We start from the raw sequence: 23,724 nt of genomic DNA, 5'->3' as shown, positions 1-23,724 counted from the left end.
CATAGTGTTTCGGTGGTCATAGCGTTAGGGAAACGCCCGGTTACATTCCGAACCCGGAAGCTAAGCCTTTCAGCGCCGATGGTACTGCAGGGGGGACCCTGTGGGAGAGTAGGACGCCGCCGAACAACCCGCCCTTTTAGCTCAGTCGGTAGAGCGTCTCCATGGTAAGGAGAAGGTCAACGGTTCGATTCCGTTAAAGGGCTCCAAACGAAAAGGCCCCCGCCTCATGGCGGGGGCCTTTTCGCGTTTCCAGAAGAAGTAGCAGAGAGACTGACGGGCCGGTGGTTCCCTGAGAGGAACCGCCGGCCCTCAGCCCGTCAGCGGTCGTCCGGCTCGCGCAGGCGCATCGCCAGAATGGCCATGTCGTCGGAGGCCGGAGCCTGGGCGAAGCGCTCGACCGCCCGCAGAATGCGAGAAGCCACCGCGCCGGCCGTCAGGCCCGTACAGGTGCTGAGAACATCGGCGAGACCGTCGTCGCCCAGCATGCGCGTGCCCTCACGGCGCTCCGTCACCCCGTCCGTGACACAGAGCAGGACATCACCCGGGTCGAGCGTGACCGTCTGCTCGTACAGCTCCAGGTCCTCCATGACACCGAGCAGCGGCTGAGGCTCCGCGGCCGGGCTCACCATGCCGTCCGGGCGGAGACGCAACGGAAGCGGATGACCGGCGCAGACGACCTTCAGGACCGCCGAGCCGTCCTCCTGCGGATGCATCTCCCCGTACAGCAGAGTCAGGAAGCGGCTGCGGGCGCCCTCGTCGAGGATCGCCGCGTTCAGCCGCTCCAGGACCGCCGGGCCGCCGAAACCCTCACGGGCGAGCAGCCGCAGCGCGTGCCGGGCCAGACCGGTGACGGCGGCCGCCTCCGGACCCGTACCGCAGACATCGCCGATGGCGAAGCCGTAGACGTCGTCCCTGATGGGGAAGACGTCGTAGAAGTCGCCGCCGACCTCGTTGCCCTCGCCCGCCGCGCGGTAGATGACATCGACCTCGACACCGGGGATCTCCGGAAGGCCCGGCGGCAGCAGACTGCGCTGGAGGGACTGGCTGATCGCCACCCGCTCCGAGTACAGCCGCGCGTTGTCCAGGGCCAGGGCCGCCCGGCGCGAGAGGTCCTCCGCCAGCTCCAGGATCTCCTGGCGGAAATGATCCTCCGAAGGCCGCCCCAGGGTCAGCATGCCGATCACCCGGTTGCGGGCGACCAGCGGCAGGACGACCGTCTCGCCCGCGACGGCGCTCGCCGTCGCCAGAGCGGAATCGATACGGGAGGACATCGGGATGGTCGGATGATCGAGGACCCGGACCGAGGCGGCGACCGCCGCACGCTGGGCGGCCTCGCCGGGAGCGGCCCAGACCCGGGCACCCGGCGTCGGGACCGGGTCGGGCGGGGCGATCGACGACAGCAGCTCCTTGAGCCCGTCGATACGGTCCTCGTCCTCGTGGAGCACATACGAGAGATACGGATCGGAGACCTGGTCGGCGATCGTGTAGACCGCACACCAGGTGGCCAGGGTCGGGACCGTCATCTGGGCCATCAAAGCCAGCGTCTGATCGCGGTCGAGCGTGCCCGCCAGCAGATCGGAAGCCTCGACGAGGAAGCTCAGGGAGCCCCGGCGCAGCCGCTCCAGCTCGCCGAGCCGGGCGGACTCGACGGCGAGCGCGATCCGGTCGGCGGCGAACTGGAGGCGCAGGGCCTCCTCGTTGGAGTAGCGGTTCGCGGCCTCCGCGGCGACGCCGAGGGAACCCGTCAGGCGGCCCTCGACCTTCAGCGGGACCGTGACCACCGAGCGCATCCCGGTCCCTTCGAGGAGCGGAACGGCTCCCGGGACGGCCGCGAGGTCCTCGTGGACGGCCGGCATCCGGGCGGAGCCGTACCGGCTTGCGCCGGTCTCCACGGGGACACGGGCGAAGCGCTGGCGGGCCGCCGGGAGGCCGGTCGTCGCCCGTACCTCAAGCTCCGTCTCGTCGTCGGTGGCGAGGAGGAGGAAGGCGGCGTCGCCGTCCAGCATGTCGCGGGCGCGTTCGACGGTCCGCTGGAGAAGCCCGTCGAGATCGTCGGGGGCGGGCGAGCCGATGAAGACCTCGAAGGGATCGACGGCGCGGCTGCTCTCGGCACCCGGCTCCGCCGAAGGGCGCTGCGGGGTCTGGAGGACGGCCCGCTCGTGCTCCCTGACCAGCAGACAGACGGTGGACGGCTCGCCCTGGGCGTCCCGGACCCGCAGATGGGACGCGTAGACGGGGACGACCCGGCCGTCGGCGCAGCGGATGCCGTAGCTGCCCTCCCAGCGGGAGAGGCGCAGGGCCTCGGCGAGACCGGTGCCGATGCCGGGGGTGTGCGGCCAGGCGGCGAGGTCGCCGAGCGGTTTGCCGACCACCTGCCCGGCTTCGTACCCGAAAAGCTCCTGGGCGTCCTCGTTCCACGAGAGGAGCGTGCCGCCGCGGTCGATCTGGACGACGGCGACGCGGACCCGGGCGTCGGTGACCGGGAGGAGCGCGTCGGGCAGGACGGGGCCCGCGGAACGGGTGCCGACCGGGCGCTGCGGCAGGTCCAGATGGAACCAGACGTGCTTGCGGGTGGGGGAGTAGTCGACGCCCCAGCGGTGGGCGAGGGCGGCGCACAGCAGCAGCCCCCGGCCGTTCTCGCGGTCCGGGCTGCCGAGCGACCGGCCGCCCTGGACGGGGATCTCGCGCTCGGGATAGCGGTCGGCGACCTCGACGCGGATACCGTCGTCGGAGCGGAGACAGAGGACGTCGGCGGCGGTGCCCGCATGGACGACGGCGTTGGTGACCAGTTCGCTGGTGAGGACGACGGCGTCGTCGACCAACTCGGGGTGGCCCCAGCCCTGGAGAGTGTCCCGGACGAAGGCGCGGGCGGCCGCGACGGACCGCCCGACGGGCTTGAAACTGGCAGTCGCCCGCGCGGTGATCACAGCACTCCTCGTACGCGTCTCGACGCCCGGCTCCGCCATGCTCGGTCTGTCCCTCCCACTGCCCGGTGGTCGTACGCGCTTCACACCGCCCCCGCCGGGCGGACCGGGGCGGCTGGACAGCCGGGAGCCAGGTTACTTTCCCCCACCGTACGCGCGGATGCCGGTCGCGCTGATTCCGCTCCCCGGGGGTAGGACCCGGTACGGAGCCGCCGAACTGTTATCACCTGGTTGGGTGGCGGTGAAACACTGGGCAGGCTACCGGTGGGAATCGGAGCGCAACGGTCGACCCCTTTCGGGAGGGACACGGTGGAACCTGGCACGGCGGCGCGACGCGGCGCAGGCAGCGGTACGCGCGCGAGGGGCGGGCGCTCCCGTGGCGGAACGGTTCAGGTGGACGCGGCGGCGCTGGAGAGGCTGCTCGCGGCCCTGGTGTCGATGCGCGACGGGAATCTGCGCAGGCGGCTGACGGTCTCGGGCGACGGGGTCATGGCGGAGATCTCCGCCGTGTTCAACGAGGTCGCCGAGCGGCAGCTGCATGTGACGGGGGAGCTGTCACGGGTCCGCCGGGTGGTGGGCCGCGAGGGCAAGCTGTCCGAACGCCTTGAGGTCGGCGCGGGCGAAGGCGCGTGGGCGGCGGCGATCGAGGCGGCGAACGCGCTCGTCGACGATCTGGCCCGGCCGGTGTCCGAGGTGGGCCGGGTGCTGTCGGCGGTCGCCGAGGGCGATCTGGAACAGCGGATGGACCTGCGTTCGGAGGGTGTCGACGGGGCGGTCCGGCCGCTGCGCGGCGAGTTCCTGAAGGTCGCGCGTACCGTCAACAACCTCGTCGACCAGCTGTCGCTCTTCGCGTCCGAGGTGACCAGGGTCGCCGTCGAGGTGGGCACCGACGGCAAGCTGGGCGGGCAGGCGCAGGTGCGCGGGGTGTCCGGTTCGTGGAAGGACCTCACGGACTCGGTCAACACGATGGCGGGCCGGCTGACCGCCCAGGTGCGGGACATCGCGCTGGTGACGACGGCGGTCGCGGACGGCGACCTGTCGCAGAAGGTCACGGCGAACGTCGCCGGGGAGATGCTGGAGCTGAAGAACACCGTCAACCGGATGGTGGACCAGCTGTCGTCGTTCTCCTCCGAGGTGACCCGCGTCGCCCGGGAAGTGGGCACCGAGGGCGAGCTGGGCGGTCAGGCGGAAGTGGCCGGGGTCTCCGGGGTCTGGAAGGACCTCACCGACTCGGTCAACACGATGGCCGGGAACCTGACCAACCAGGTGCGGGACATCGCCCTGGTGACGACGGCGGTCGCCAACGGCGATCTGTCGCAGAAGGTACGGGTGTCGGCGCGGGGCGAGATCGCGCAGCTCGCGGACACCATCAACCAGATGACGAAGACGCTGCGGATCTTCGCCGACGAGGTGACCCGGGTATCGGGCGAGGTCGGCGCGCAGGGACTGCTCGGCGGTCAGGCGCAGGTGCCGGGCGCGGCGGGCACCTGGAAGGACCTGACCGACTCCGTCAACACGGTCTTCCGGAACATCACCACCCAGGTCCGGGACATCGCCCAGGTGACGACGGCCGTGGCCAACGGTGATCTGTCGCAGAAGGTCACGGTCGACGTGGCCGGGGAGATGCTGGAACTCAAGAACACCGTCAACACCATGGTGGACCAGCTGTCCGCCTTCGGTTCCGAGGTGACCCGGGTCGCCCGGGAGGTCGGTGTCGAGGGTCTGCTGGGCGGGCAGGCGGAGGTGCGCGGGGCGGCCGGGACGTGGAAGGACCTCACCGACTCGGTGAACACGGCCTTCCGCAACCTGACCAACCAGGTGCGGGACATCGCGCTCGTGACGACGGCGGTCGCCAACGGTGATCTGTCGCAGAAGGTCACGGTCGACGTGGCCGGCGAGATGCTGGAACTCAAGAACACCGTCAACACCATGGTGTCGCAGCTGTCGTCGTTCGCGGACCAGGTGACGCGGATGGCGCGGGACGTGGGCACGGAGGGCCGGCTCGGCGGTCAGGCGCGGGTCGACGGCGTCTCCGGGCGCTGGCGGGAACTCACCGACTCGGTGAACTTCATGGCGGGGAACCTGACCTCGCAGGTACGGCAGATCGCCCAGGTGACGACGGCCGTGGCGCGCGGTGATCTGTCGCAGAAGATCGACGTGGACGCGCGCGGGGAGATCCTGGAGCTGAAGAACACCATCAACACGATGGTCGACCAGCTCTCGGCCTTCGCCGCCCAGGTGACGCGGGTGGCCCGCGAGGTGGGCACCGACGGACGGCTCGGCGGCCAGGCACAGGTGCCGGGAGTGGCCGGGGTGTGGCGGGATCTGACGGACTCGGTGAACGGCATGGCCGGGAACCTGACCACGCAGGTCCGCAACATCGCGCAGGTCGCCACCGCGGTCGCGCGCGGCGATCTGTCGCAGAAGATCGACGTGGACGCGCGCGGCGAGATCCTGGAGCTGAAGAACACCCTCAACACGATGGTGGACCAGCTGTCCAACTTCGCCGAGCAGGTGACCCGGGTGGCCCGCGAGGTGGGCACGGAGGGCATCCTCGGCGGTCAGGCCGAGGTGCAGGGGGTCTCCGGCACCTGGAAGGACCTGACCCAGTCGGTGAACTTCATGGCGAACAACCTCACCATCCAGGTGCGGAACATCGCCGAGGTCACCACGGCGGTCGCCAAGGGCGACCTGTCGAAGAAGATCACGGTCGGTGCCCGGGGCGAGATCCTGGAGCTGGTGACGACCGTCAACACCATGGTCGACCAGCTGTCGAACTTCGCGGACGAAGTCATCCGGGTCGCCCGCGAGGTGGGCACGGAAGGCATCCTGGGCGGGCAGGCGCAGGTGCGCGGGGTGACCGGCACCTGGAAGGACCTCAGCGACAACGTCAACCTGATGGCCAACAACCTGACCAGTCAGGTGCGGAACATCTCGCGGGTGTCGGCGGCGGTCGCCAACGGCGATCTGACGAAGAAGGTGACGGTGGAGGCGCGCGGCGAGGTCGCCGAACTCGCCGAGACCGTCAACACGATGGTGACGACACTCTCGTCGTTCGCGGACGAGGTCACCCGGGTGGCCCGCGAGGTGGGCACGGAGGGCGAACTCGGCGGCCAGGCGCGGGTTCCGGGGGTCTCGGGCACCTGGAAGGACCTCACCGAGTCGGTGAACTCGATGGCGTCCAACCTCACCGGTCAGGTGCGGCAGATCGCCGCCGTCACCACCGCCATCGCCAAGGGCGACCTCACCAAGAAGATCGACATCGACGCGCGCGGCGAGATCGAGGAGCTGAAGAACACCATCAACACGATGGTCGACCAGCTGTCGAACTTCGCCGAGGAAGTCACGCGTGTGGCGCGTGAGGTGGGCGTCGAGGGCATTCTCGGCGGCCAGGCGCACGTGCGGGACGTGGACGGCACCTGGAGCGATCTGACCGAGTCCGTGAACGAGATGGCCGGGAACCTGACCCGTCAGGTGCGGGCCATCGCGGCGGTCGCCACGGCGGTCACCCGGGGCGACCTCAACCTGAAGATCAACGGCGTCGACGCGGCGGGCGAGATCCAGGCACTCCAGGACAACATCAACACGATGATCACCAACCTGCGCGACACCACCCTCGCCAACGAGGAGCAGGACTGGCTGAAGGGCAACCTGGCCCGTATCTCCGGACTCATGCAGGGCCGCCGGGACCTGGACGACGTCGCCTCGCTCATCATGAGCGAGCTGACGCCGGTGGTCTCGGCGCAGCACGGGGCCTTCTTCGTCGCGATGCCGACCGGCTCCGCGCACAGCGACGCCGAACTCGTCGGGGAGGGCGACGGCTCGTACGAGCTGCGGATGCGGGGGAGCTACGGGTACTCCAGCGGCTCCATGCCGACCTCGTTCCGTCCCGGCGAGACGCTGATCGGGACGGCGGCGGAGGAGAAGCGGACCATCCAGGTCAATGTGCCGCCGGGCTATCTGAAGATCTCCTCCGGGCTCGGCGAGGCGGCGCCCGCGCATGTGATCGTGCTGCCGGTGCTCTTCGAGGGCAAGGTCCTCGGCGTGATCGAGCTGGCCTCCTTCCAGCCGTTCACCCAGATCCAGCGGGACTTCCTCAACCAGCTGGCCGAGCTGATCGCGACCACCGTCAACACGATCAGCGTCAACACCAAGACCGAGGTGCTGCTCCAGCAGTCGCAGCGGCTCACCGAACAGCTCAAGGAGCGGTCGGCCGAGCTGGAGCACCGGCAGAAGGAACTCCAGGGATCCAACGCCGAACTGGAGGAGAAGGCCGAACTGCTCGCCCGGCAGAACCGTGACATCGAGGTGAAGAACACCGAGATCGAGGAGGCCCGGCAGGTGCTGGAGGAGCGGGCCGAACAGCTCGCCGTCTCCATGCGCTACAAGTCGGAGTTCCTGGCGAACATGTCGCACGAGCTGCGCACCCCGCTCAACTCGCTGCTCATCCTCGCCAAGTTGCTCGCGGACAACGCCGAGACGAACCTGACGCCCAAGCAGGTCGAGTTCGCGGAGACCATCCACGGCGCGGGTTCCGACCTGCTCCAGCTGATCAACGACATCCTCGACCTGTCCAAGGTGGAGGCGGGCAAGATGGACGTGTCGCCGACCCGGATCGCACTCGTCCAGCTCGTCGACTACGTGGAGGCCACCTTCCGGCCGCTGACGGCGGAGAAGGGCCTGGACTTCTCCGTACGGGTCTCGCCGGAGCTGCCCGCCACGCTCCACACCGACGAGCAGCGGCTGCTCCAGGTGCTGCGCAACCTCCTGTCGAACGCGGTGAAGTTCACCGACACGGGAGCGGTGGAGCTGGTGATCCGGCCGTCCGGCACCGATGTGCCGCAGTCGATCAGGGAACAGCTCCTGGAGGCCGGTTCGCTGCGCGACCCGGAGGCCGATCTGATCGCGTTCTCGGTCACGGACACGGGCATCGGGATCGCGGCGAGCAAGATGCGGGTCATCTTCGAGGCGTTCAAGCAGGCCGACGGCACGACCAGCCGCAAGTACGGAGGTACGGGGCTCGGCCTGTCGATCAGCCGGGAGATCGCCCGGCTGCTCGGCGGCGAGATCTTCGCGGCGAGCGAGCCGGGCCGGGGCTCGACGTTCACGCTCTACCTGCCGCTGAACCCGACCGAGCCGCCGGCGCTCGGGCAGGGGGCGCAGGGCGCCGACGAACCGCAGCCGGGCACCGAGGAGGGGACGGACGGGTCCGGCAGGTCGTACCCGTACTACGCGCCGTCCCCGGTGCGTGCCGAAGCGCGCTCGGGCGCCGGGGCGCTGTTCCGGCACCGCAGGAAGGCGGCGGCGGAGGCGACCGGGGCGCGTACCTCCGTGCCGGGGCGGGCGGGCAGGGAGGAGCCGGTCGAGCGGGCGGATCGGGAGCCGGAGGCCGAGGCGCGCCGCACGTACGGCTTCTCGGGCGAGCGGGTGCTCATCGTCGACGACGACATCCGCAATGTGTTCGCGCTCACCAGCGTCCTGGAACAGCACGGGCTCGCGGTGCTCTACGCGGAGAACGGCCGGGAGGGCATCGAGGTCCTGGAGCAGCACGACGACGTGGCGCTCGTCCTGATGGACATCATGATGCCGGAGATGGACGGGTACGCGACGACGAACGCGATCCGGCGGATGCCGCAGTTCGCGGGGCTGCCGATCATCGCGCTCACGGCGAAGGCGATGAAGGGCGACCGGGAGAAGGCGATCGAGTCGGGTGCGTCGGACTATGTGACGAAGCCGGTCGACCCCGATCATCTGCTGTCCGTGATGGAGCAGTGGATGCGGGGCGAGTGACCGCCCGCGCCGGTGCCCGTGGGGCGGGGGAGACCCGCGCGTCACGGGCCCCGGCGGGCACCCCCGGGCCGGTCGGGGCCGGCGCGGGGCCGGTTGGACGGGGGCATGTCAGGGGGTGTGAGAAGGGCCCGGAGGGGGAACCTTCTGATCTCCCACCGCGTTTCCGGTACGTGCACAGTGACATCGCGGTGACAGGGTGTGGCGACGGGCGGGGTGCGGCTACGATGACCGGCACAAGGACGGACGACGTCAGAGAGTCGTCCTCTGGGGCGGCGCCCGGTGCTTCCCCCGGCTCGGGGAGCCGGAGAGAGCCGTTGCAGGGGCGAGGAGGACGGGGCATGGTGCAGAAGGCCAAGATCCTCCTGGTCGATGACCGGCCGGAGAATCTGCTGGCGCTGGAGGCCATTCTCTCCGCGCTCGATCAGACGCTGGTGCGGGCATCGTCCGGGGAGGAAGCGCTCAAGGCGCTGTTGACGGACGACTTCGCGGTCATCCTGCTCGACGTCCAGATGCCGGGCATGGACGGATTCGAGACCGCCGCGCACATCAAGCGGCGGGAGCGGACCCGGGACATCCCGATCATCTTCCTCACCGCCATCAACCACGGCCCCCACCACACCTTCCGGGGGTACGCGGCGGGCGCGGTCGACTACATCTCGAAGCCGTTCGACCCGTGGGTGCTGCGCGCCAAGGTCTCCGTCTTCGTCGAGCTGTACATGAAGAACTGCAAGCTGCGCGAGCAGGCGGCGCTGCTGCGGCTCCAGTTGGAAGGCGGCGAGGGCGGCCAGGGCGGACACGGCAGGGAGTCCGCCGGGCTCCTCGCCGAACTCTCCGCGCGGCTCGCGGCCGTCGAGGAGCAGGCGGAGGCGCTGTCCAAGCAGCTCGACGACGACTCCGCCGACGCGGCGGCGGTCGCCACCGCCGCCCATCTGGAGCGCAAGCTCACCGGACTGCGCCGGGCCCTCGACGCCCTCGAACCGGGCACCGGAGCCGCACCGACCCTGCCGGCCCAGGGCTGACCTACCGTCACGGCCGGTCCGGGGGCGCCCGGTCCGGTCGTGCACCGGAAGAAGCGTCCGCCGTGAACCGGAAGCGTCCGCGAGGTGAGGGCGTGTCCGGTCCGGCGGCGTGCCGGAAGCGCCCGCAGGGTGAGGAGGCGTCACCTTCATGCCCTGGCAAGGGCGACACGATCGGGTGAGGGCGGACAGCGGCTCCGGGCACCGGTAACCTCGGCATCATGGCTTCACGTACGTCCGGCAAGGGTTCCCAGGGCACAGCGGGCACCGCAAAGCCGCGCGCCGGCCGTACGACGGGCGCCGCGAAGAAAGCGGCCCCCGCGAAGTCGCCCGCCAAACCACCCGCGAAGAAGGCGCCCGCCAAGCCCGCGGGAAAGGCACCGGCGAAGCGGGCACCGGCGAAGAAGACCGCGCCCGCCAAGCGGGCACCCGCCCGCAAGAGCCCGGCGAAGAAGGCCGCGCCCCGCCGGTCGCCGTCCCCGACCGGGGGCGTGTTCCGGCTGGTACGCGGTGCCTGGCTCGGCCTCGCGCACGGCGTGGGGGCGGTCTTCCGGGGGATAGGGCGGGGCGCGAGGGGCCTCGACCCGGCCCACCGCAAGGACGGCCTCGCGCTGCTCCTGCTCGGCCTCGCGCTGATCGTCGCCGCCGGAACCTGGTCCAACCTGCGCGGCCCCGTAGGCGACCTCGTCGAGATGCTGGTCACCGGCTCCTTCGGCCGGCTCGACCTGCTCGTCCCGCTGCTCATCGGCGCGATCGGCATCCGGCTGATCCTCTATCCCGAGCGGCCCGAGGCCAACGGGCGGATCAGCATCGGTCTCTCCGCCCTCGTCATCGGCGTCCTCGGCCAGGTCCACATCGCGTGCGGCTCGCCGGGGCGCGACGAGGGCAGCGCCGCCATGGAGAACGCGGGCGGCCTGATCGGCTGGGCCGCCTCCCAGCCGCTCGTCTTCATGATGGGCGAGGTCCTCGCCGTACCGATCCTGGCGCTGCTCACCCTCTTCGGCCTGCTCGTCGTCACCGCCACCCCGGTCAACGCGATCCCCCAGCGGCTGCGCGCCCTCGGCGCCCGGCTCGGCATCGTGGAACCCGCGTACGAGCCGGTGGACGAGTACGTGCCGTACGAGGAGTACGACGAGGAGTGGCGCGACGCCCGGCCGCAGCCACGGCAGCGGCGGCGCGGTCCCGAGGAGCCGTACGACGTGGACCGGGCCGAGGAGGAGCTGCTCGAACAGCGCAAGAGCTCGGCCCGCCGCTCCGCCGGACCGCGCGCCTTCGACGAAGGACCGGACCCGGTGGACATCGCCGCCGCTGCCGCCGCCGCGCTCGACGGCGCCGTGCTCAACGGCATGCCGCCCTCCCCGCTCGTGGCCGATCTGACCCGGGACGTCACCACCGACCTCAGAGCCGAGGCCGCCGCAGCACGGGCGGGCACCGCCGACGCCGCCGCGCCCGTACCGCCCGCCCGCGACGCGGAGCGCCGGGCCGGCGGAGGCGTACCGGATCTGACCAAGCCCGCGCCCGAGCCGACGGATCTGCCGATCCGGGCGGAGCAGCTCCAGCTGGCCGGGGACATCACGTACGCCCTGCCGTCGCTCGATCTGCTGGAGCGGGGCGGCCCCGGCAAGACGCGCAGCGCGGCCAACGACGCCGTGGTGGACTCGCTCTCCAACGTCTTCACCGAGTTCAAGGTCGACGCGGCGGTCACCGGCTTCACACGGGGACCGACGGTCACCCGGTACGAGGTCGAACTCGGGCCCGCGGTGAAGGTCGAGAAGATCACCGCGCTGACGAAGAACATCGCCTACGCGGTGGCGTCACCGGACGTGCGGATCATCTCGCCGATCCCCGGCAAGTCCGCAGTCGGCATCGAGATCCCCAACAGCGACCGGGAGATGGTCAACCTCGGGGACGTGCTGCGGCTCGCCGCCGCCGCCGAGGACGACCACCCGCTGCTCGTCGCGCTCGGCAAGAACGTCGAGGGCGGCTACGAGATGGCCAACCTGGCGAAGATGCCGCACGTCCTGGTCGCCGGAGCCACCGGTTCCGGAAAGTCCTCGTGCATCAACTGCCTGATCACCTCGATCATGATAAGAGCGACCCCGGAGGACGTCCGGATGGTCCTCGTCGACCCCAAGCGGGTCGAACTCACCGCCTACGAGGGCATCCCGCACCTGATCACCCCGATCATCACCAACCCCAAGCGGGCCGCCGAGGCCCTCCAGTGGGTGGTGAAGGAGATGGACCTCCGCTACGACGACCTGGCCGCCTTCGGCTACCGGCACATCGACGACTTCAACCAGGCCATCAGGGAGGGGAAGATCAAGCTGCCCGAGGGCAGCCAGCGCGAGCTGAACCCCTACCCGTATCTGCTGGTGATCGTCGACGAGCTGGCCGACCTGATGATGGTCGCGCCCAGGGACGTCGAGGACTCGATCGTGCGCATCACCCAGCTCGCGCGCGCCGCCGGTATCCATCTGGTACTGGCCACCCAGCGCCCGTCCGTGGACGTCGTCACCGGTCTCATCAAGGCGAACGTGCCCTCCCGGCTCGCCTTCGCGACCTCCTCGCTCGCCGACAGCCGGGTCATCCTCGACCAGCCCGGCGCCGAGAAGCTCATCGGCAAGGGCGACGGCCTCTTCCTGCCGATGGGCGCCAACAAGCCCGTCCGCATGCAAGGCGCCTTCGTCACCGAGCGCGAGGTCGCGGCCGTCGTACAGCACTGCAAGGACCAGATGACCCCGGTCTTCCGGGAGGACGTCACCGTCGGGACCAAGCAGAAGAAGGAGATCGACGAGGACATCGGCGACGACCTGGACCTGCTGTGCCAGGCCGCCGAACTCGTCGTCTCCACACAGTTCGGCTCCACCTCGATGCTCCAGCGCAAGCTGCGCGTCGGCTTCGCCAAGGCCGGCCGGCTGATGGACCTGATGGAGTCGCGGAACATCGTCGGACCCAGCGAGGGCTCCAAGGCGCGGGACGTCCTCGTGAAACCCGACGAGCTGGACGGCGTGCTCGCCGTGATCAGAGGAGAGTCGGGTGCCTAGCCTCCGCGCGGCCGGGTACCCGGCCGAAACCGGGCCGAGACTCACTCGTAAGGGGTGGACGGGCAACCGTTTCCCCTGGCCGTACGTCAAGTTGGAGGGTGGGGCGGCAGGACGTCCCAGCCTCATGGCGTACAAACGGCGCCCGCCCGCTTGCCCCACCCTTTCGTACCACCCATAGACTGAACGTCCAGCAGGTGGCTACACGCTCGAAAGGCGCTCTCGTGTCCATCGGCAACTCCCCCGAAGACGACCGGATCTTCCCGGCAGACGACCGGGATTCGATCGGCCGTGCCCTCCGGCAGACCCGTATCGCCGCCGGTCTCACCGTCGAAGAGGTCAGTGCCTCCACCCGTGTCCGGATTCCGATCGTGCACGCGATCGAGCAGGACGACTTCTCGCGCTGCGGCGGCGACGTCTACGCGCGCGGGCACGTCCGCACCCTCGCACGTGCCGTCGGGCTCGATCCGGCCCCGCTGATCGAGCAGTACGACGCCGAGCACGGTGGCCGCCCCGCGCCCACCCCCGCCGCCCCGCTCTTCGAGGCGGAACGTATCCGCCCCGAGCCCCGCCGCCCCAACTGGACCGCCGCCATGGTCGCGGCCATCGTCGCCGTCGTCGGATTCGTCGGCTTCACGATGTTCAACGGGAACGACGCCCCGAAGGGCCCCACCACCGCCGCCGAGGGCGGCCCCGCGCCCGCCCCCGAGAAGGCCGGCTCCGCCGCCAAGCCCAAGCCCAGGCCCGCCACCCCGAAGCCCACCGAGAGCGCCATCGCCGCCGTCCCGCAGGACAAGGTCACGGTCAAGCTCTCCGCGGTCGACGACAAGAGCTGGATCTCCGCCAAGGCCCACGACGGCAAGCTCCTCTTCGACGGACTCCTCCTCAAGGGTGAGTCCAAGACCTTCCAGGACGACGAGCGCGTCGACCTCGTCCTCGGCAACGCGGGCGCGATCGAGCTGTACGTAAACGGAAAGAAGCTCGCCGACAAGTTCGAATCCGGCCAGGTCGAGCGGCTGAGCTACACCAAGGGCGACCCCGAGGCCGGCTGAGCCGCCCCCCGGCACGGGCCCGATGTGACCTCTGTCGCGCAGGTGAACCCTGCGCGACGGGGGAACGGCCGGGACGAAGTAGTCTTGAGTCCATGCCCGAACGCCGTACCGTCGCCCTTGTCACTCTTGGCTGCGCCCGTAACGAGGTGGACTCGGAGGAGCTCGCAGGCCGCTTGGCAGCGGACGGCTGGGAGCTCGTCGAGAACGCCGAGGACGCGGATGTCGCCGTCGTCAACACCTGTGGATTCGTCGAAGCCGCCAAGAAGGACTCCGTCGACGCCCTCCTCGAAGCCAATGATCTGAAGGACCACGGCAAGACCCAGGCCGTGGTCGCCGTCGGCTGTATGGCCGAGCGCTACGGCAAGGAACTCGCCGACGCCCTCCCCGAGGCCGACGGCGTGCTCGGCTTCGACGACTACGCCGACATCTCCAACCGCCTCCAGACCATCCTCAGCGGTGGCAGCGTCGAGGCCCACACCCCCCGTGACCGGCGCAGACTGCTGCCCCTCTCGCCCGTCGAGCGCCAGCAGGCCGCCGCCTCGGTCGCCCTTCCCGGCCACGGCACCGTGGAAGCCCCCGAGGCTCCCGCTCCCGCCGAGGCACCCGCTCCCGAGAGCGTGCCCAGCGACCTGCCCGCCGGACTCGCGCCCGCCTCCGGGCCCCGCGCGCCGCTCCGCCGCCGCCTGGACACCAGCCCCGTCGCCTCCGTGAAGCTGGCCTCCGGCTGCGACCGCCGCTGCTCCTTCTGCGCCATCCCCTCCTTCCGCGGCTCCTTCGTCTCCCGCCGTCCCTCCGACGTGCTGAACGAGACGCGCTGGCTCGCCGAGCAGGGCGTGAAGGAGATCATGCTGGTCTCCGAGAACAACACCTCGTACGGCAAGGACCTCGGCGACATCCGGCTCCTGGAGAGCCTGCTGCCCGAGCTGGCCGGTGTCGACGGCATCGAGCGCGTCCGCGTCAGCTACCTCCAGCCCGCCGAGATGCGCCCCGGTCTGATCGACGTCCTCACGTCGACCGAGAAGGTCGCCCCCTACTTCGACCTGTCCTTCCAGCACAGCGCCCCCGACGTGCTGCGGGCCATGCGCCGCTTCGGTGACACGGACCGCTTCCTGGAACTCCTGGAGACCATCCGCTCCAAGGCTCCTACGGCCGGCGCCCGCTCCAACTTCATCGTCGGCTTCCCCGGCGAGACCGAAGCGGACTTCGCCGAGCTGGAACGCTTCGTCACCCACGCCCGCCTCGACGCCATCGGCGTCTTCGGCTACTCCGACGAGGACGGCACCGAAGCCGCCACGTACGAGACCAAGCTGGACCAGGACGTCGTCGACGCGCGCCTCGCCCACCTCTCCCGGCTCGCCGAGGAACTCACCGCGCAGCGCGCGGAGGAGCGCGTCGGAGAGACCCTTGAGGTACTGGTCGAGTCCGTGGACGAGGAGGACGGCGTGATCGGCCGGGCCGCCCACCAGGCGCCCGAGACCGACGGGCAGGTTCTGCTCACCACGTCCGACGGCGCGAGCCCCGACCTGGCCCCGGGCCGTATGGTCAAGGCGAAGGTCGTCGGCACGGAGGGTGTCGACCTGGTGGCCGAGTGTCTTTTCGAGGAGGGTGGCAGATGACCGGAGTCCCGGCATCCGCGACGGGCGGGACCGGAAGGCCGGCGCCCCGCGGCAAGCTGGGCACGGCGGCCGTCGACCAGGCCAGCCTGTGGAACATCGCCAACATCCTGACCATGATCCGGCTGGTGCTCGTGCCGGGCTTCGTGCTGCTGCTCCTCCAGGACGGCGGCCACGACCCGGTATGGCGCGCCTGGGCCTGGGCCGCCTTCGCCGTCGCCATGATCACGGACGTCTTCGACGGGCACCTCGCCCGTACGTACAACCTCGTCACCGACTTCGGCAAGATCGCCGACCCGATCGCCGACAAGGCGATCATGGCGGCAGGGCTGATCTCCCTGTCGATGCTCGGGGACCTGCCCTGGTGGGTCACCGGGGTCATCCTGGCCAGGGAACTGGGGATCACCCTGATGCGCTTCTGGGTGATCCGGCACGGGGTCATCCCGGCCAGCAGGGGCGGCAAGATGAAGACCCTCGCCCAGGGCACCGCGGTCGGCATGTACGTGCTGATGCTCACCGGGCCCCTGGCCACCTTCCGCTTCTGGGTGATGGCGGTGGCCGTCGTCCTGACCGTGGTCACCGGACTTGACTATGTCCGGCAGGCGATCGTGCTGCGCCGTGAGGGGCTCGCCGCCGAGCGGGCCGAGGCGCGCTCGGAGACGGCGACGCGATGAACGAAGCCGCCCGGACGCTGGCACTGCTCGCGGAGCGTGGTCACACGCTGGCCGTCGCGGAGTCGCTCACGGGTGGTCTGGTGGCCGCGGCGCTCACCGCGGTGCCGGGCGCCTCGGCGGTCTTCCGGGGCTCCGTCACTGCGTACGCCACGACCCTCAAGCACGAACTGCTCGGCGTCGACGCGGACCTCCTGGCAGCCCGCGGAGCGGTGGACCCCGAGGTCGCGTCGCAGATGGCGACGGGTGTCCGGGACCGGCTCGGGGCCGACTGGGGGATCTCGACGACCGGGGTCGCGGGCCCCGACCCCCAGGACGGACAGCCCGTCGGCACGGTCTACGTGGCCGTCGCGGGACCGGCGGGCACCGGCCTTTCCGCCGGGAAAACGGCCGCGTTGAGATTGAACGGCGATCGCGCGGAAATCCGTAGAGAGAGTGTACGGAGCGTGCTCGAACTGCTTCGCGTGGAACTCCTGGGAAATGCGCGGGCACAGGATACGGAACACAACGGGGGGAATGGATGTTTGCAGCCCTGAGTGAACACGACATCGCTCCCCGCACGGCCGCGGCGCAAGGCGGTACGGTGGGGCGTGAAGGATGCGGCTACGCGGTCCGAGGAGGGAGCCACCGATGATTCTGCTCCGTCGCCTGCTGGGTGACGTGCTGCGTCGGCAGCGCCAGCGCCAGGGCCGTACTCTGCGCGAAGTCTCCTCGTCCGCCCGAGTCTCGCTCGGCTATCTCTCCGAGGTGGAGCGGGGGCAGAAGGAGGCATCCTCCGAGCTGCTCTCCGCGATCTGCGACGCGCTGGACGTACGGATGTCCGAGCTGATGCGTGAAGTGAGCGACGAGCTGTCGCTGGCCGAACTGGCCGAGTCGGCAGCGGCGAGCGAACCGGTCCCGGTGCCGGTCCGCCCGATGCTCAACTCGGTGTCGGTGACGTCGGTGGGTGTGCCCACCGAGCGGGTGACCATCAAGGCGCCCGCGGAAGCGGTCGACGTCGTCGCTGCCTGAACCGAAACGGGACGGAACCCCGGTCGGTGCCTCTTCGTGAGGCATCGGCCGGGGTTTCTCTCTTTCCGGGGGTGGATTCGTGGCATATGGCATGAGATGCCGGGTTCCGGTATCGCGTGCCATGGTGGGGGGAACACGCGACTGGGCCGTGCGCGCCGGGCGTGCCTCCGGTGCGCCCTCCCGCAGGGTGATCCCGCCGGTCTAGCGTCGACGGCAGGAGGCGGCGATGGTACGGCGACGGGTGCCGCCGGTGACGCTCGCGCTGATCGCGATCGGGCTGGTGGCCGGGGGGCTCTGGTGGTGGGCCGTGCTGCGCCTGCTGCTCACGCCGGGGGAGACCGGGCCGGTCGAGAGCACGGTGGCGGCGGGCGGCTGGGGGCTGAGCCTGCTGCCGGTCCACGCGGCGGCCGGGTCGGGACGGCGGGGCCGGGGGCCGGGGGGCCGCCGGGACGGTCTGGGCGGAGAGGACGGTACGGAGGGGACGGGGTGGCTCCGGGGGCTGGGCCGGGGTGGGTTCCCGACGGGGGGCGGCAGGCTGCGGCGAGTGTGCGGGCGAGCGTGCGGGCGAGGGGTGGCCAGGGCGCGGTCGTGGTTTCGCCGGGGGATGGGGTCCGGCCGACGGGGCGGGGAGCGGGGCGAGTAGTGAGGTCTGTGACGTATGGGGTGTGACTCGGTGGGGGGCGTGGCGTATGGGGCGTGACCCGGTGGGGGGCGTGGCGTATGCGATGTGACCGGTGGGGGTCGTGAAGCCTGAGGTTCGCCCCGGCGGGATTTGTGACGCCTGAGGTTCGCCCGGTGAGGGGTGCGTGGGGTGGGATGCCATGGCGGGGCCGTGCGACCGTATGTGACGGGGGGTCAATTGGGCGGGGTGGGCGGGAGGCCTTCGGTGTCGGGGCCTCGCTGGCAGCCGGGGCACCAGTACGTCACCCGGTCGCCCAGTTCCGCCCGGCGGATCGGGGTGCCGCAGCGGAGGCAGGGGCGCCCCGCCCGGCCGTAGACGTGCAGGGGGACGCCCGGACGGCGCGTCGTGGTGGTGCGACGGTCGGGACGGTCCTTGTTCGCCTCCAGGAGCCGGTGGGCGGTGGCGGCCAGCCGGGCGGGGACATCGGGGGCCAGCTCGCCCACCGGGAGCCAGGGGGTGACACCGGCCAGGAACGCCAGCTCCGACTTGTACACATTGCCGATGCCCGCCAGGTTCCGCTGGTCGAGGAGTGCCTCGCCGAGCGGTCGGCCGGGGTCGGCGCCCAGTCGGCGCGCGGCCTCCGCCGCGTCCCAGTCGGGGCCCAGCGGGCCCGGGCCGAGATGCCCCACCACCCGGGACTCCTCGGCCGTACGGATCAGCTCCAGTACGGGAAGCCGATAGCCGTACGCGGTGGACTCCGCGTTTCCGAGCACCGCCCGGATCTGGTGCTCGGGGCCGCCACGGGGGCGCTCCCCGGTGGCGTACACCCGCCAGGCACCGTCCATCCGCAGATGGGAGTGGAGCGTCAGACCGCCCTCGATCCGGGCGAGCAGATGCTTGCCGCGCGGGGTGACGTCCAGCAGCACGCGGCCGGTGAGGTCGGCGGTGGCGAACCGGGGCACCCGGAGGTCCGAGCGGGTCAGCACCCGCCCGGCGAGCGCACTGTGCAGGCGCCGCGCGGCCTGCCAGACGGTGTCTCCTTCGGGCACGGTTCCATGATGCCGGGTGCGGGTGCGGGTGCGGGTGCGGTGCGCGGACGACGGGGGAGGGGCTGCGGATGCCGGATGCCGGACGAGGGGCTGGGGATGCCCGGGTGAGGGGTCGCGCGCGGAGCGGTTGTGGGAAGGCGGGCCCCGTGGCCGCTACGCGCGCAGGCGCAGGCCTCTCGGCGTGGCCACGAAGCCCGCGGATTCCAGGGGGCGGGCCAGGGGAGAGGTCAGGGAGGCCGCTCCGTTGATCCGCTCCACCGTGACCGTGCCCAGCGTGCCCGCCCGTGCCGCCTCCGCCAGGGCCTCGGCCGCCACCGTCAGCGCCGGGTCGTCGGGCTCCGCCGGCCAGGACAGGAGTGTCTTGCCGCCGCGCTCCATGTAGAGCGTCAGCTCGCCGTCGACCAGGACCACCAGCGCGCCCGCCTTGCGCCCCGGCTTGTGACCGGCGCCGGTCGGCGGCTCCGGCCAGGACAGGGCCGCCCCGTACGCGTTCGCCGGATCGGCCGCCGCCAGGACCAGCGCGCGCGGACCCGCCGCCGCCTCCACTCCCCGGTCCCGCGCGGTCGCCGCCGCCCGCAGCCGGTCCACCGCCCCGTCCATCGCGAACTGGGCCGCGCCGAGCCCCTCCACCACATAGCCGCGCCGGGCCTGCCCGCTGTCCTCGAAGGCCGACAGGACCCGGTACACGGCGGAGAAACCGCCCTCCACCCCCTCGGCGGCCACCGCGCCCCGGGTGACCACCCCGTGCCGGTCCAGCAATGTCCTGGCCAGGGCGTGCGCCCGGTGCGTCGGCTCCGGCACCGCCGGGGGCAGCAGCGACCAGCGGCCGGAGACCGTCGGCGGGCCCGTCCGGGACACCGGCCGGGCGGCGCCCGTCAGCGAGCCGTACCGCCCGCGCGGAACCGTCCGGCGCGCCCGGTGGGCGGTCGCCCCCGCCGTACGCCCCGAGCCGAGGAGCGAGCGCAGCGGGGCCAGGGTGTCGTTGGTGAGCCGCCCCGACCAGGCCAGCTCCCAGACGGCGTCGGCGAGCTGCGGATCGGTCGCGTCCGGATGGGTGGTGGCCCTGATCTGGTCGGCGATCTGCCGGAAGAACAGGCCGTACCCGCCGGACAGGGCGGTCAGCACCGACTCGTGCAGCGCCGACACCTCCAGCGGACGCGACGGCGGAAGGAGCAGCGGAGCCGCGTCCGCGAGGTACAGCGAGACCCAGCCGTCCTTGCCGGGCAGCGCGCCCGCCCCGGCCCAGAGCACCTCCCCGGTGGTCGTCAGCTCGTCGAGGAGCCCCGGGGCGTAGTCCCGCACCCGGGACGGAAGGATCAGCTTCTCCAGGGCGGAGGCGGGGACCGGCGCGCCCTGGAGCTGCTCGATGGCGCGGGCGAGCCCGTCGATCCCGCGCAGCCCGCCGCTCCCCAGGTGCTGCCACTGCGGCAGGAACGTGGCGAGCGCCGCCGGAGGCACCGGCTCCAGCTCGTGGCGCAGGGCCGCGAGGGAGCGCCGCCGCAGCCGCCGCAGCACCGTGGCGTCGCACCACTCCTGGCCGATGCCGGAGGGGTGGAACTCACCCTGGACGACCCGGCCGGTCGCGGCGAGCCGCTGAAGCGCGCCGTCGGTGACGGCCGCGCCGAGACCGAAACGGGCGGCGGCGGTCGAAGAGGTGAACGGGCCGTGGGTCCGAGCGAACCGGGCGAGGAGATCGCCCAGCGGGTCTTTCACGGGCTCGGTGAAAGCCTCCGGCACCCCTACGGGCAGGGCCGTGCCCAGGGCGTCCCGCAGCCGCCCCGCGTCCTCGATCGCCGCCCAGTGCTCCCGGCCCCCGATCCGCACCGGGATCGCCCGCCGCGCCGCGCCGAGCCGGGGCGCCCACTCCGGGTCCGCGCCGCGCTCGGCCAGTTCCTCGCCGGTGAGCGGGCCGAGCACCCGCAGCAGGTCGGCGACGCCCTCCACGTCCTTGATCCGCCGGTCCTCCGTCAGCCACTGGAGCTCCCGCTCCAGCTCGGTCAGCACCTCGGGGTCGAGCAGTTCCCGCAGCTCCGCCTGGCCCAGCAGCTCCGCGAGCAGCCGGGAGTCCAGGGAAAGGGCGGCCGCGCGGCGCTCGGCGAGCGGGGAATCGCCCTCGTACAGGAACTGCGCCACATAGCCGAAGAGCAGTGAGCGGGCGAAGGGGGAGGGCTCGGGGGTGGTCACCTCGACCAGCCGGACCCGGCGGGCCTCGATGTCGCCCATCAGCTCCGTGAGTCCGGGCAGGTCGAAGACGTCTTGGAGACACTCGCGGACGGCTTCGAGGACGATCGGGAACGAGCCGAACTCGCTCGCCACCTGGAGCAGTTGGGAAGCCTTCTGCCGCTGCTGCCAGAGCGGAGTGCGCTTGCCGGGGTTGCGCCGGGGCAGCAGCAGGGCGCGGGCCGCGCACTCGCGGAACCGGGACGCGAACAGGGCCGATCCGCCCACCTGGTCGGTGACGATCCGCCCGATCTCGTCCTGGTCGAAAAGGGTGTCGGCCGCGCCCACGGGCGCCTTGTCGGCGTCGTACGTCGTGTCGAGGTGCCGTCCGGGGTCGACCGGCTCGTGGTCGAGGAGATCGAGGCCCATGTCCAGGCTCAGCAGGTCGGCGTCTGGCAGCCGCAGCACGATGCCGTCGTCCGCGTGCATCACCTGCGCGTCCATCCCGTACCGCTCGGCGAGCCGCGCGCCGAGGGCCAGCGCCCAGGGGGCGTGCACCTGCGCCCCGAAGGGGGAGTGGACGACGACCCGCCAGTCCCCCAGCTCGTCCCGGAACCGCTCGACCAGGATCGTCCGGTCGTCCGGCACATGACCGCAGGCCTCGCGCTGCTCCCGGAGGTAGGCCAGGACGTTGTCCGCCGCCCGCTCGTCGAGCCCCGCCGCCCGCAGCCGCAGCCGCGCCCCCTCCGCCGGGAGGGCGCCGACCTCGCGGAGGAACGCGCCGACCGCCCGGCCCAGTTCGAGCGGACGGCCCAGCTGGTCGCCCTTCCAGAACGGCAGCCTGCCCGGCGCTCCGGGCGCGGGGGAGACGAGGACCCGATCACGGGTGATGTCCTCGATCCGCCAGGAGGTGGTGCCGAGCGTGAACACGTCGCCGACCCGGGACTCGTACACCATCTCCTCGTCCAGCTCCCCGACCCGGCCCCCGCCCTTCCTGGGGTCCGTGCCGACGAGGAAGACTCCGAACAGGCCCCGGTCCGGGATCGTGCCGCCCGAGGTGACGGCGAGCCGCTGGGCGCCCGGCCGGCCGGTCACCGTCCCGGCGACCCGGTCCCAGACCACGCGCGGGCGCAGCTCGGCGAAGGCGTCCGAGGGATAGCGCCCGGCGAGCATGTCGAGCACGCCCGTGAACGCCGAGTCGGGCAGCGAGGCGAACGGCGCCGCCCGGCGCACCAGGGCGAGCAGGTCGTCCACCTGCCAGGTGTCCAGCGCGACGGTCGCGACCAGCTGCTGGGCCAGGACGTCCAGCGGGTTGGCCGGGATCCGCAGCGACTCGATCGCCCCCGCGCGCATCCGCTCGGTGACCACCGCCGCCTGCACCAGGTCCCCCCGGTACTTGGGGAAGACCACGCCCGTCGACACCGCGCCGACCTGGTGCCCCGCGCGGCCCACCCGCTGGAGCCCGGAGGCCACCGAAGGCGGCGACTCGACCTGCACGACCAGGTCTACCGCGCCCATGTCGATGCCCAGCTCCAGACTGGAGGTGGCCACCACGGCGGGCAGCCGGCCCGCCTTGAGATCCTCCTCGACCTGGGCCCGCTGCTCCTTGGAGACCGAACCGTGGTGAGCGCGGGCGAGCAGCGGAGGGGCGCCGAGGGCGGACCCCGACTGGGCCATGATCTCGGCAGGGGCGGCCCCCTCGGGCAGCGGCTCGCCGGTGGCCCGCTCGTACGCGATCTCGTTGAGCCGGTTGCACAGGCGCTCGGCGAGGCGTCGGGAGTTGGCGAAGACGATGGTGGAGCGGTGGGCCTGGACGAGGTCCGCGATCCGTTCCTCGACATGCGGCCAGATCGACGGCTTGTCGCCGCCGTCCTTGCCTTCGGAGGCGGGCGAGCCGCCCAGCTCGCCCATGTCGTCGACGGGGACGACGACCGACAGGTCGAACTCCTTCCCCGACGGCGGCTGGACGATCTCCACGGCGCGCCCCGGTGACAGATAGCGCGCCACCTCGTCCACCGGGCGGACCGTCGCGGAGAGGCCGATCCGGCGCGCCGGGCGGGGCAGCAGCTCGTCCAGCCGCTCCAGGGAGAGGGCCAGATGGGCGCCCCGCTTGGTGCCCGCGACGGCGTGCACCTCGTCGAGGATGACGGTCTCCACCCCGGAGAGGGCCTCACGGGCGGCGGAGGTCAGCATCAGGAACAGCGACTCGGGGGTGGTGATCAGGATGTCCGGGGGCCGGGTCGCGAGCGCCCGCCGCTCGGTGGCCGGGGTGTCGCCGGAACGGATGCCGACCCGGATGTCCGGCTCGGGCAGACCGAGCCGGACTGACTCCTGACGGATGCCGGTCAGCGGCGAGCGCAGATTCCGCTCGACGTCCACGGCCAGCGCCTTCATCGGAGACACGTACAGCACCCGGCAGCGCTTCACCGGCTCGGCGGGCAGGGGCTCGGAGGCCAGCCGGTCCAGGGAGGCGAGAAAGGCGGCCAGCGTCTTGCCCGACCCGGTGGGCGCGACGACGAGGACGTCGGAACCCGCGCCGATGGCGGTCCAGGCCCCCTCCTGCGCCGCCGTGGGCGCGGTGAAGGCCCCGGTGAACCAACCACGGGTCGCGGGGGAGAACGAATCGAGCGCGGACCTGACCATGCCCCCATCGTGCACCGGGGCACTGACAAACGGCTGGACCTGGGGAAATCCCGTCGTGCGAGGGGCATGGGCCGGGAAGAGGGCGAGCGGATCGGCTCGTCGGACTGGCTGCCCGTCCTACGGCGACGCTTT

12 protein-coding genes, 1 tRNA gene and 1 rRNA gene are annotated in these 23,724 nt (G+C 71.7%); 10 read left to right on the top strand and 4 right to left on the bottom strand.

Going from position 1 to position 23,724, the window contains the following annotated elements:
- The first annotated feature begins 8 nt into the window (after positions 1-8).
- A 5S ribosomal RNA gene (gene rrf, locus BU197_RS04840) occupies positions 9-125 on the top strand.
- 5 nt (positions 126-130) lie between these two features.
- A tRNA-Thr gene (locus BU197_RS04835) sits at positions 131-206 on the top strand.
- Positions 207-317: 111 nt separating this feature from the next.
- On the opposite strand, the gene BU197_RS04830 is transcribed toward BU197_RS04835, so the two are convergent.
- Positions 318-2,966: a SpoIIE family protein phosphatase gene (locus tag BU197_RS04830; RefSeq protein WP_188266931.1), complete on the bottom strand. Its 2,649-nt coding sequence runs from the start codon at positions 2,964-2,966 to the stop codon at positions 318-320.
- A gap of 267 nt (positions 2,967-3,233) precedes the next feature.
- Here BU197_RS04830 and BU197_RS04825 point away from each other — a divergent pair, with 267 nt between their 5' ends.
- From BU197_RS04825 to BU197_RS04790, 8 genes are all read left to right on the top strand, one after another.
- Positions 3,234-8,714, top strand: a complete 5,481-nt coding sequence (locus tag BU197_RS04825) for a HAMP domain-containing protein (RefSeq protein ID WP_188266930.1) — start codon at positions 3,234-3,236, stop codon at positions 8,712-8,714.
- A gap of 338 nt (positions 8,715-9,052) precedes the next feature.
- Entirely contained in the window at positions 9,053-9,733 is a 681-nt protein-coding gene (locus tag BU197_RS04820) for a two-component system response regulator (RefSeq protein ID WP_188266929.1), read from the top strand.
- A gap of 218 nt (positions 9,734-9,951) precedes the next feature.
- Positions 9,952-12,774, top strand: coding sequence for a DNA translocase FtsK (locus BU197_RS04815; protein WP_188266928.1), 2,823 nt, complete (start codon positions 9,952-9,954; stop codon positions 12,772-12,774).
- 221 nt (positions 12,775-12,995) lie between these two features.
- Positions 12,996-13,823, top strand: coding sequence for a helix-turn-helix domain-containing protein (locus tag BU197_RS04810; protein WP_188266927.1), 828 nt, complete (start codon positions 12,996-12,998; stop codon positions 13,821-13,823).
- Between the two features lie 92 nt (positions 13,824-13,915).
- On the top strand, positions 13,916-15,439 hold the full coding sequence (gene rimO / locus BU197_RS04805; protein WP_188266926.1) for a 30S ribosomal protein S12 methylthiotransferase RimO: 1,524 nt from the start codon (positions 13,916-13,918) through the stop codon (positions 15,437-15,439).
- The gene (gene pgsA / locus BU197_RS04800) at positions 15,436-16,110 is read left to right on the top strand and encodes a CDP-diacylglycerol--glycerol-3-phosphate 3-phosphatidyltransferase (protein WP_188266925.1); all 675 of its coding nucleotides are present in this window, start codon (positions 15,436-15,438) and stop codon (positions 16,108-16,110) included. The genes rimO and pgsA overlap by 4 nt, the downstream gene beginning before the upstream one ends.
- The gene (locus BU197_RS04795; protein ID WP_188266924.1) at positions 16,107-16,643 is read left to right on the top strand and encodes a CinA family protein; all 537 of its coding nucleotides are present in this window, start codon (positions 16,107-16,109) and stop codon (positions 16,641-16,643) included. The genes pgsA and BU197_RS04795 overlap by 4 nt, the downstream gene beginning before the upstream one ends.
- Before the next feature lie 94 nt (positions 16,644-16,737).
- Positions 16,738-17,118: a helix-turn-helix domain-containing protein gene (locus BU197_RS04790; protein WP_188266923.1), complete on the top strand. Its 381-nt coding sequence runs from the start codon at positions 16,738-16,740 to the stop codon at positions 17,116-17,118.
- Between the two features lie 201 nt (positions 17,119-17,319).
- Here the strand turns inward: BU197_RS04790 and BU197_RS31230 are convergent, their stop codons facing one another.
- The 3 genes from BU197_RS31230 to BU197_RS04780 all read right to left on the bottom strand — a co-directional run bounded on the left by BU197_RS31230 (position 17,320) and on the right by BU197_RS04780 (position 23,592).
- Positions 17,320-17,445: a hypothetical protein gene (locus BU197_RS31230; protein ID WP_317452158.1), complete on the bottom strand. Its 126-nt coding sequence runs from the start codon at positions 17,443-17,445 to the stop codon at positions 17,320-17,322.
- Positions 17,446-17,973: 528 nt separating this feature from the next.
- Entirely contained in the window at positions 17,974-18,789 is an 816-nt protein-coding gene (locus BU197_RS04785; protein ID WP_188266922.1) for an Fpg/Nei family DNA glycosylase, read from the bottom strand.
- A gap of 153 nt (positions 18,790-18,942) precedes the next feature.
- Complete coding sequence (locus BU197_RS04780) at positions 18,943-23,592, bottom strand: DEAD/DEAH box helicase (RefSeq protein ID WP_188266921.1); 4,650 nt, start codon at positions 23,590-23,592, stop codon at positions 18,943-18,945.
- Between the last annotated feature and the right edge of the window lie 132 nt (positions 23,593-23,724).

The sequence above is a fragment of the Streptomyces sp. CBMA291 genome (assembly GCF_014596525.1).
GTDB lineage: Bacteria > Actinomycetota > Actinomycetes > Streptomycetales > Streptomycetaceae > Streptomyces.
This window is presented reverse-complemented; position numbering and strand designations above follow the sequence as displayed.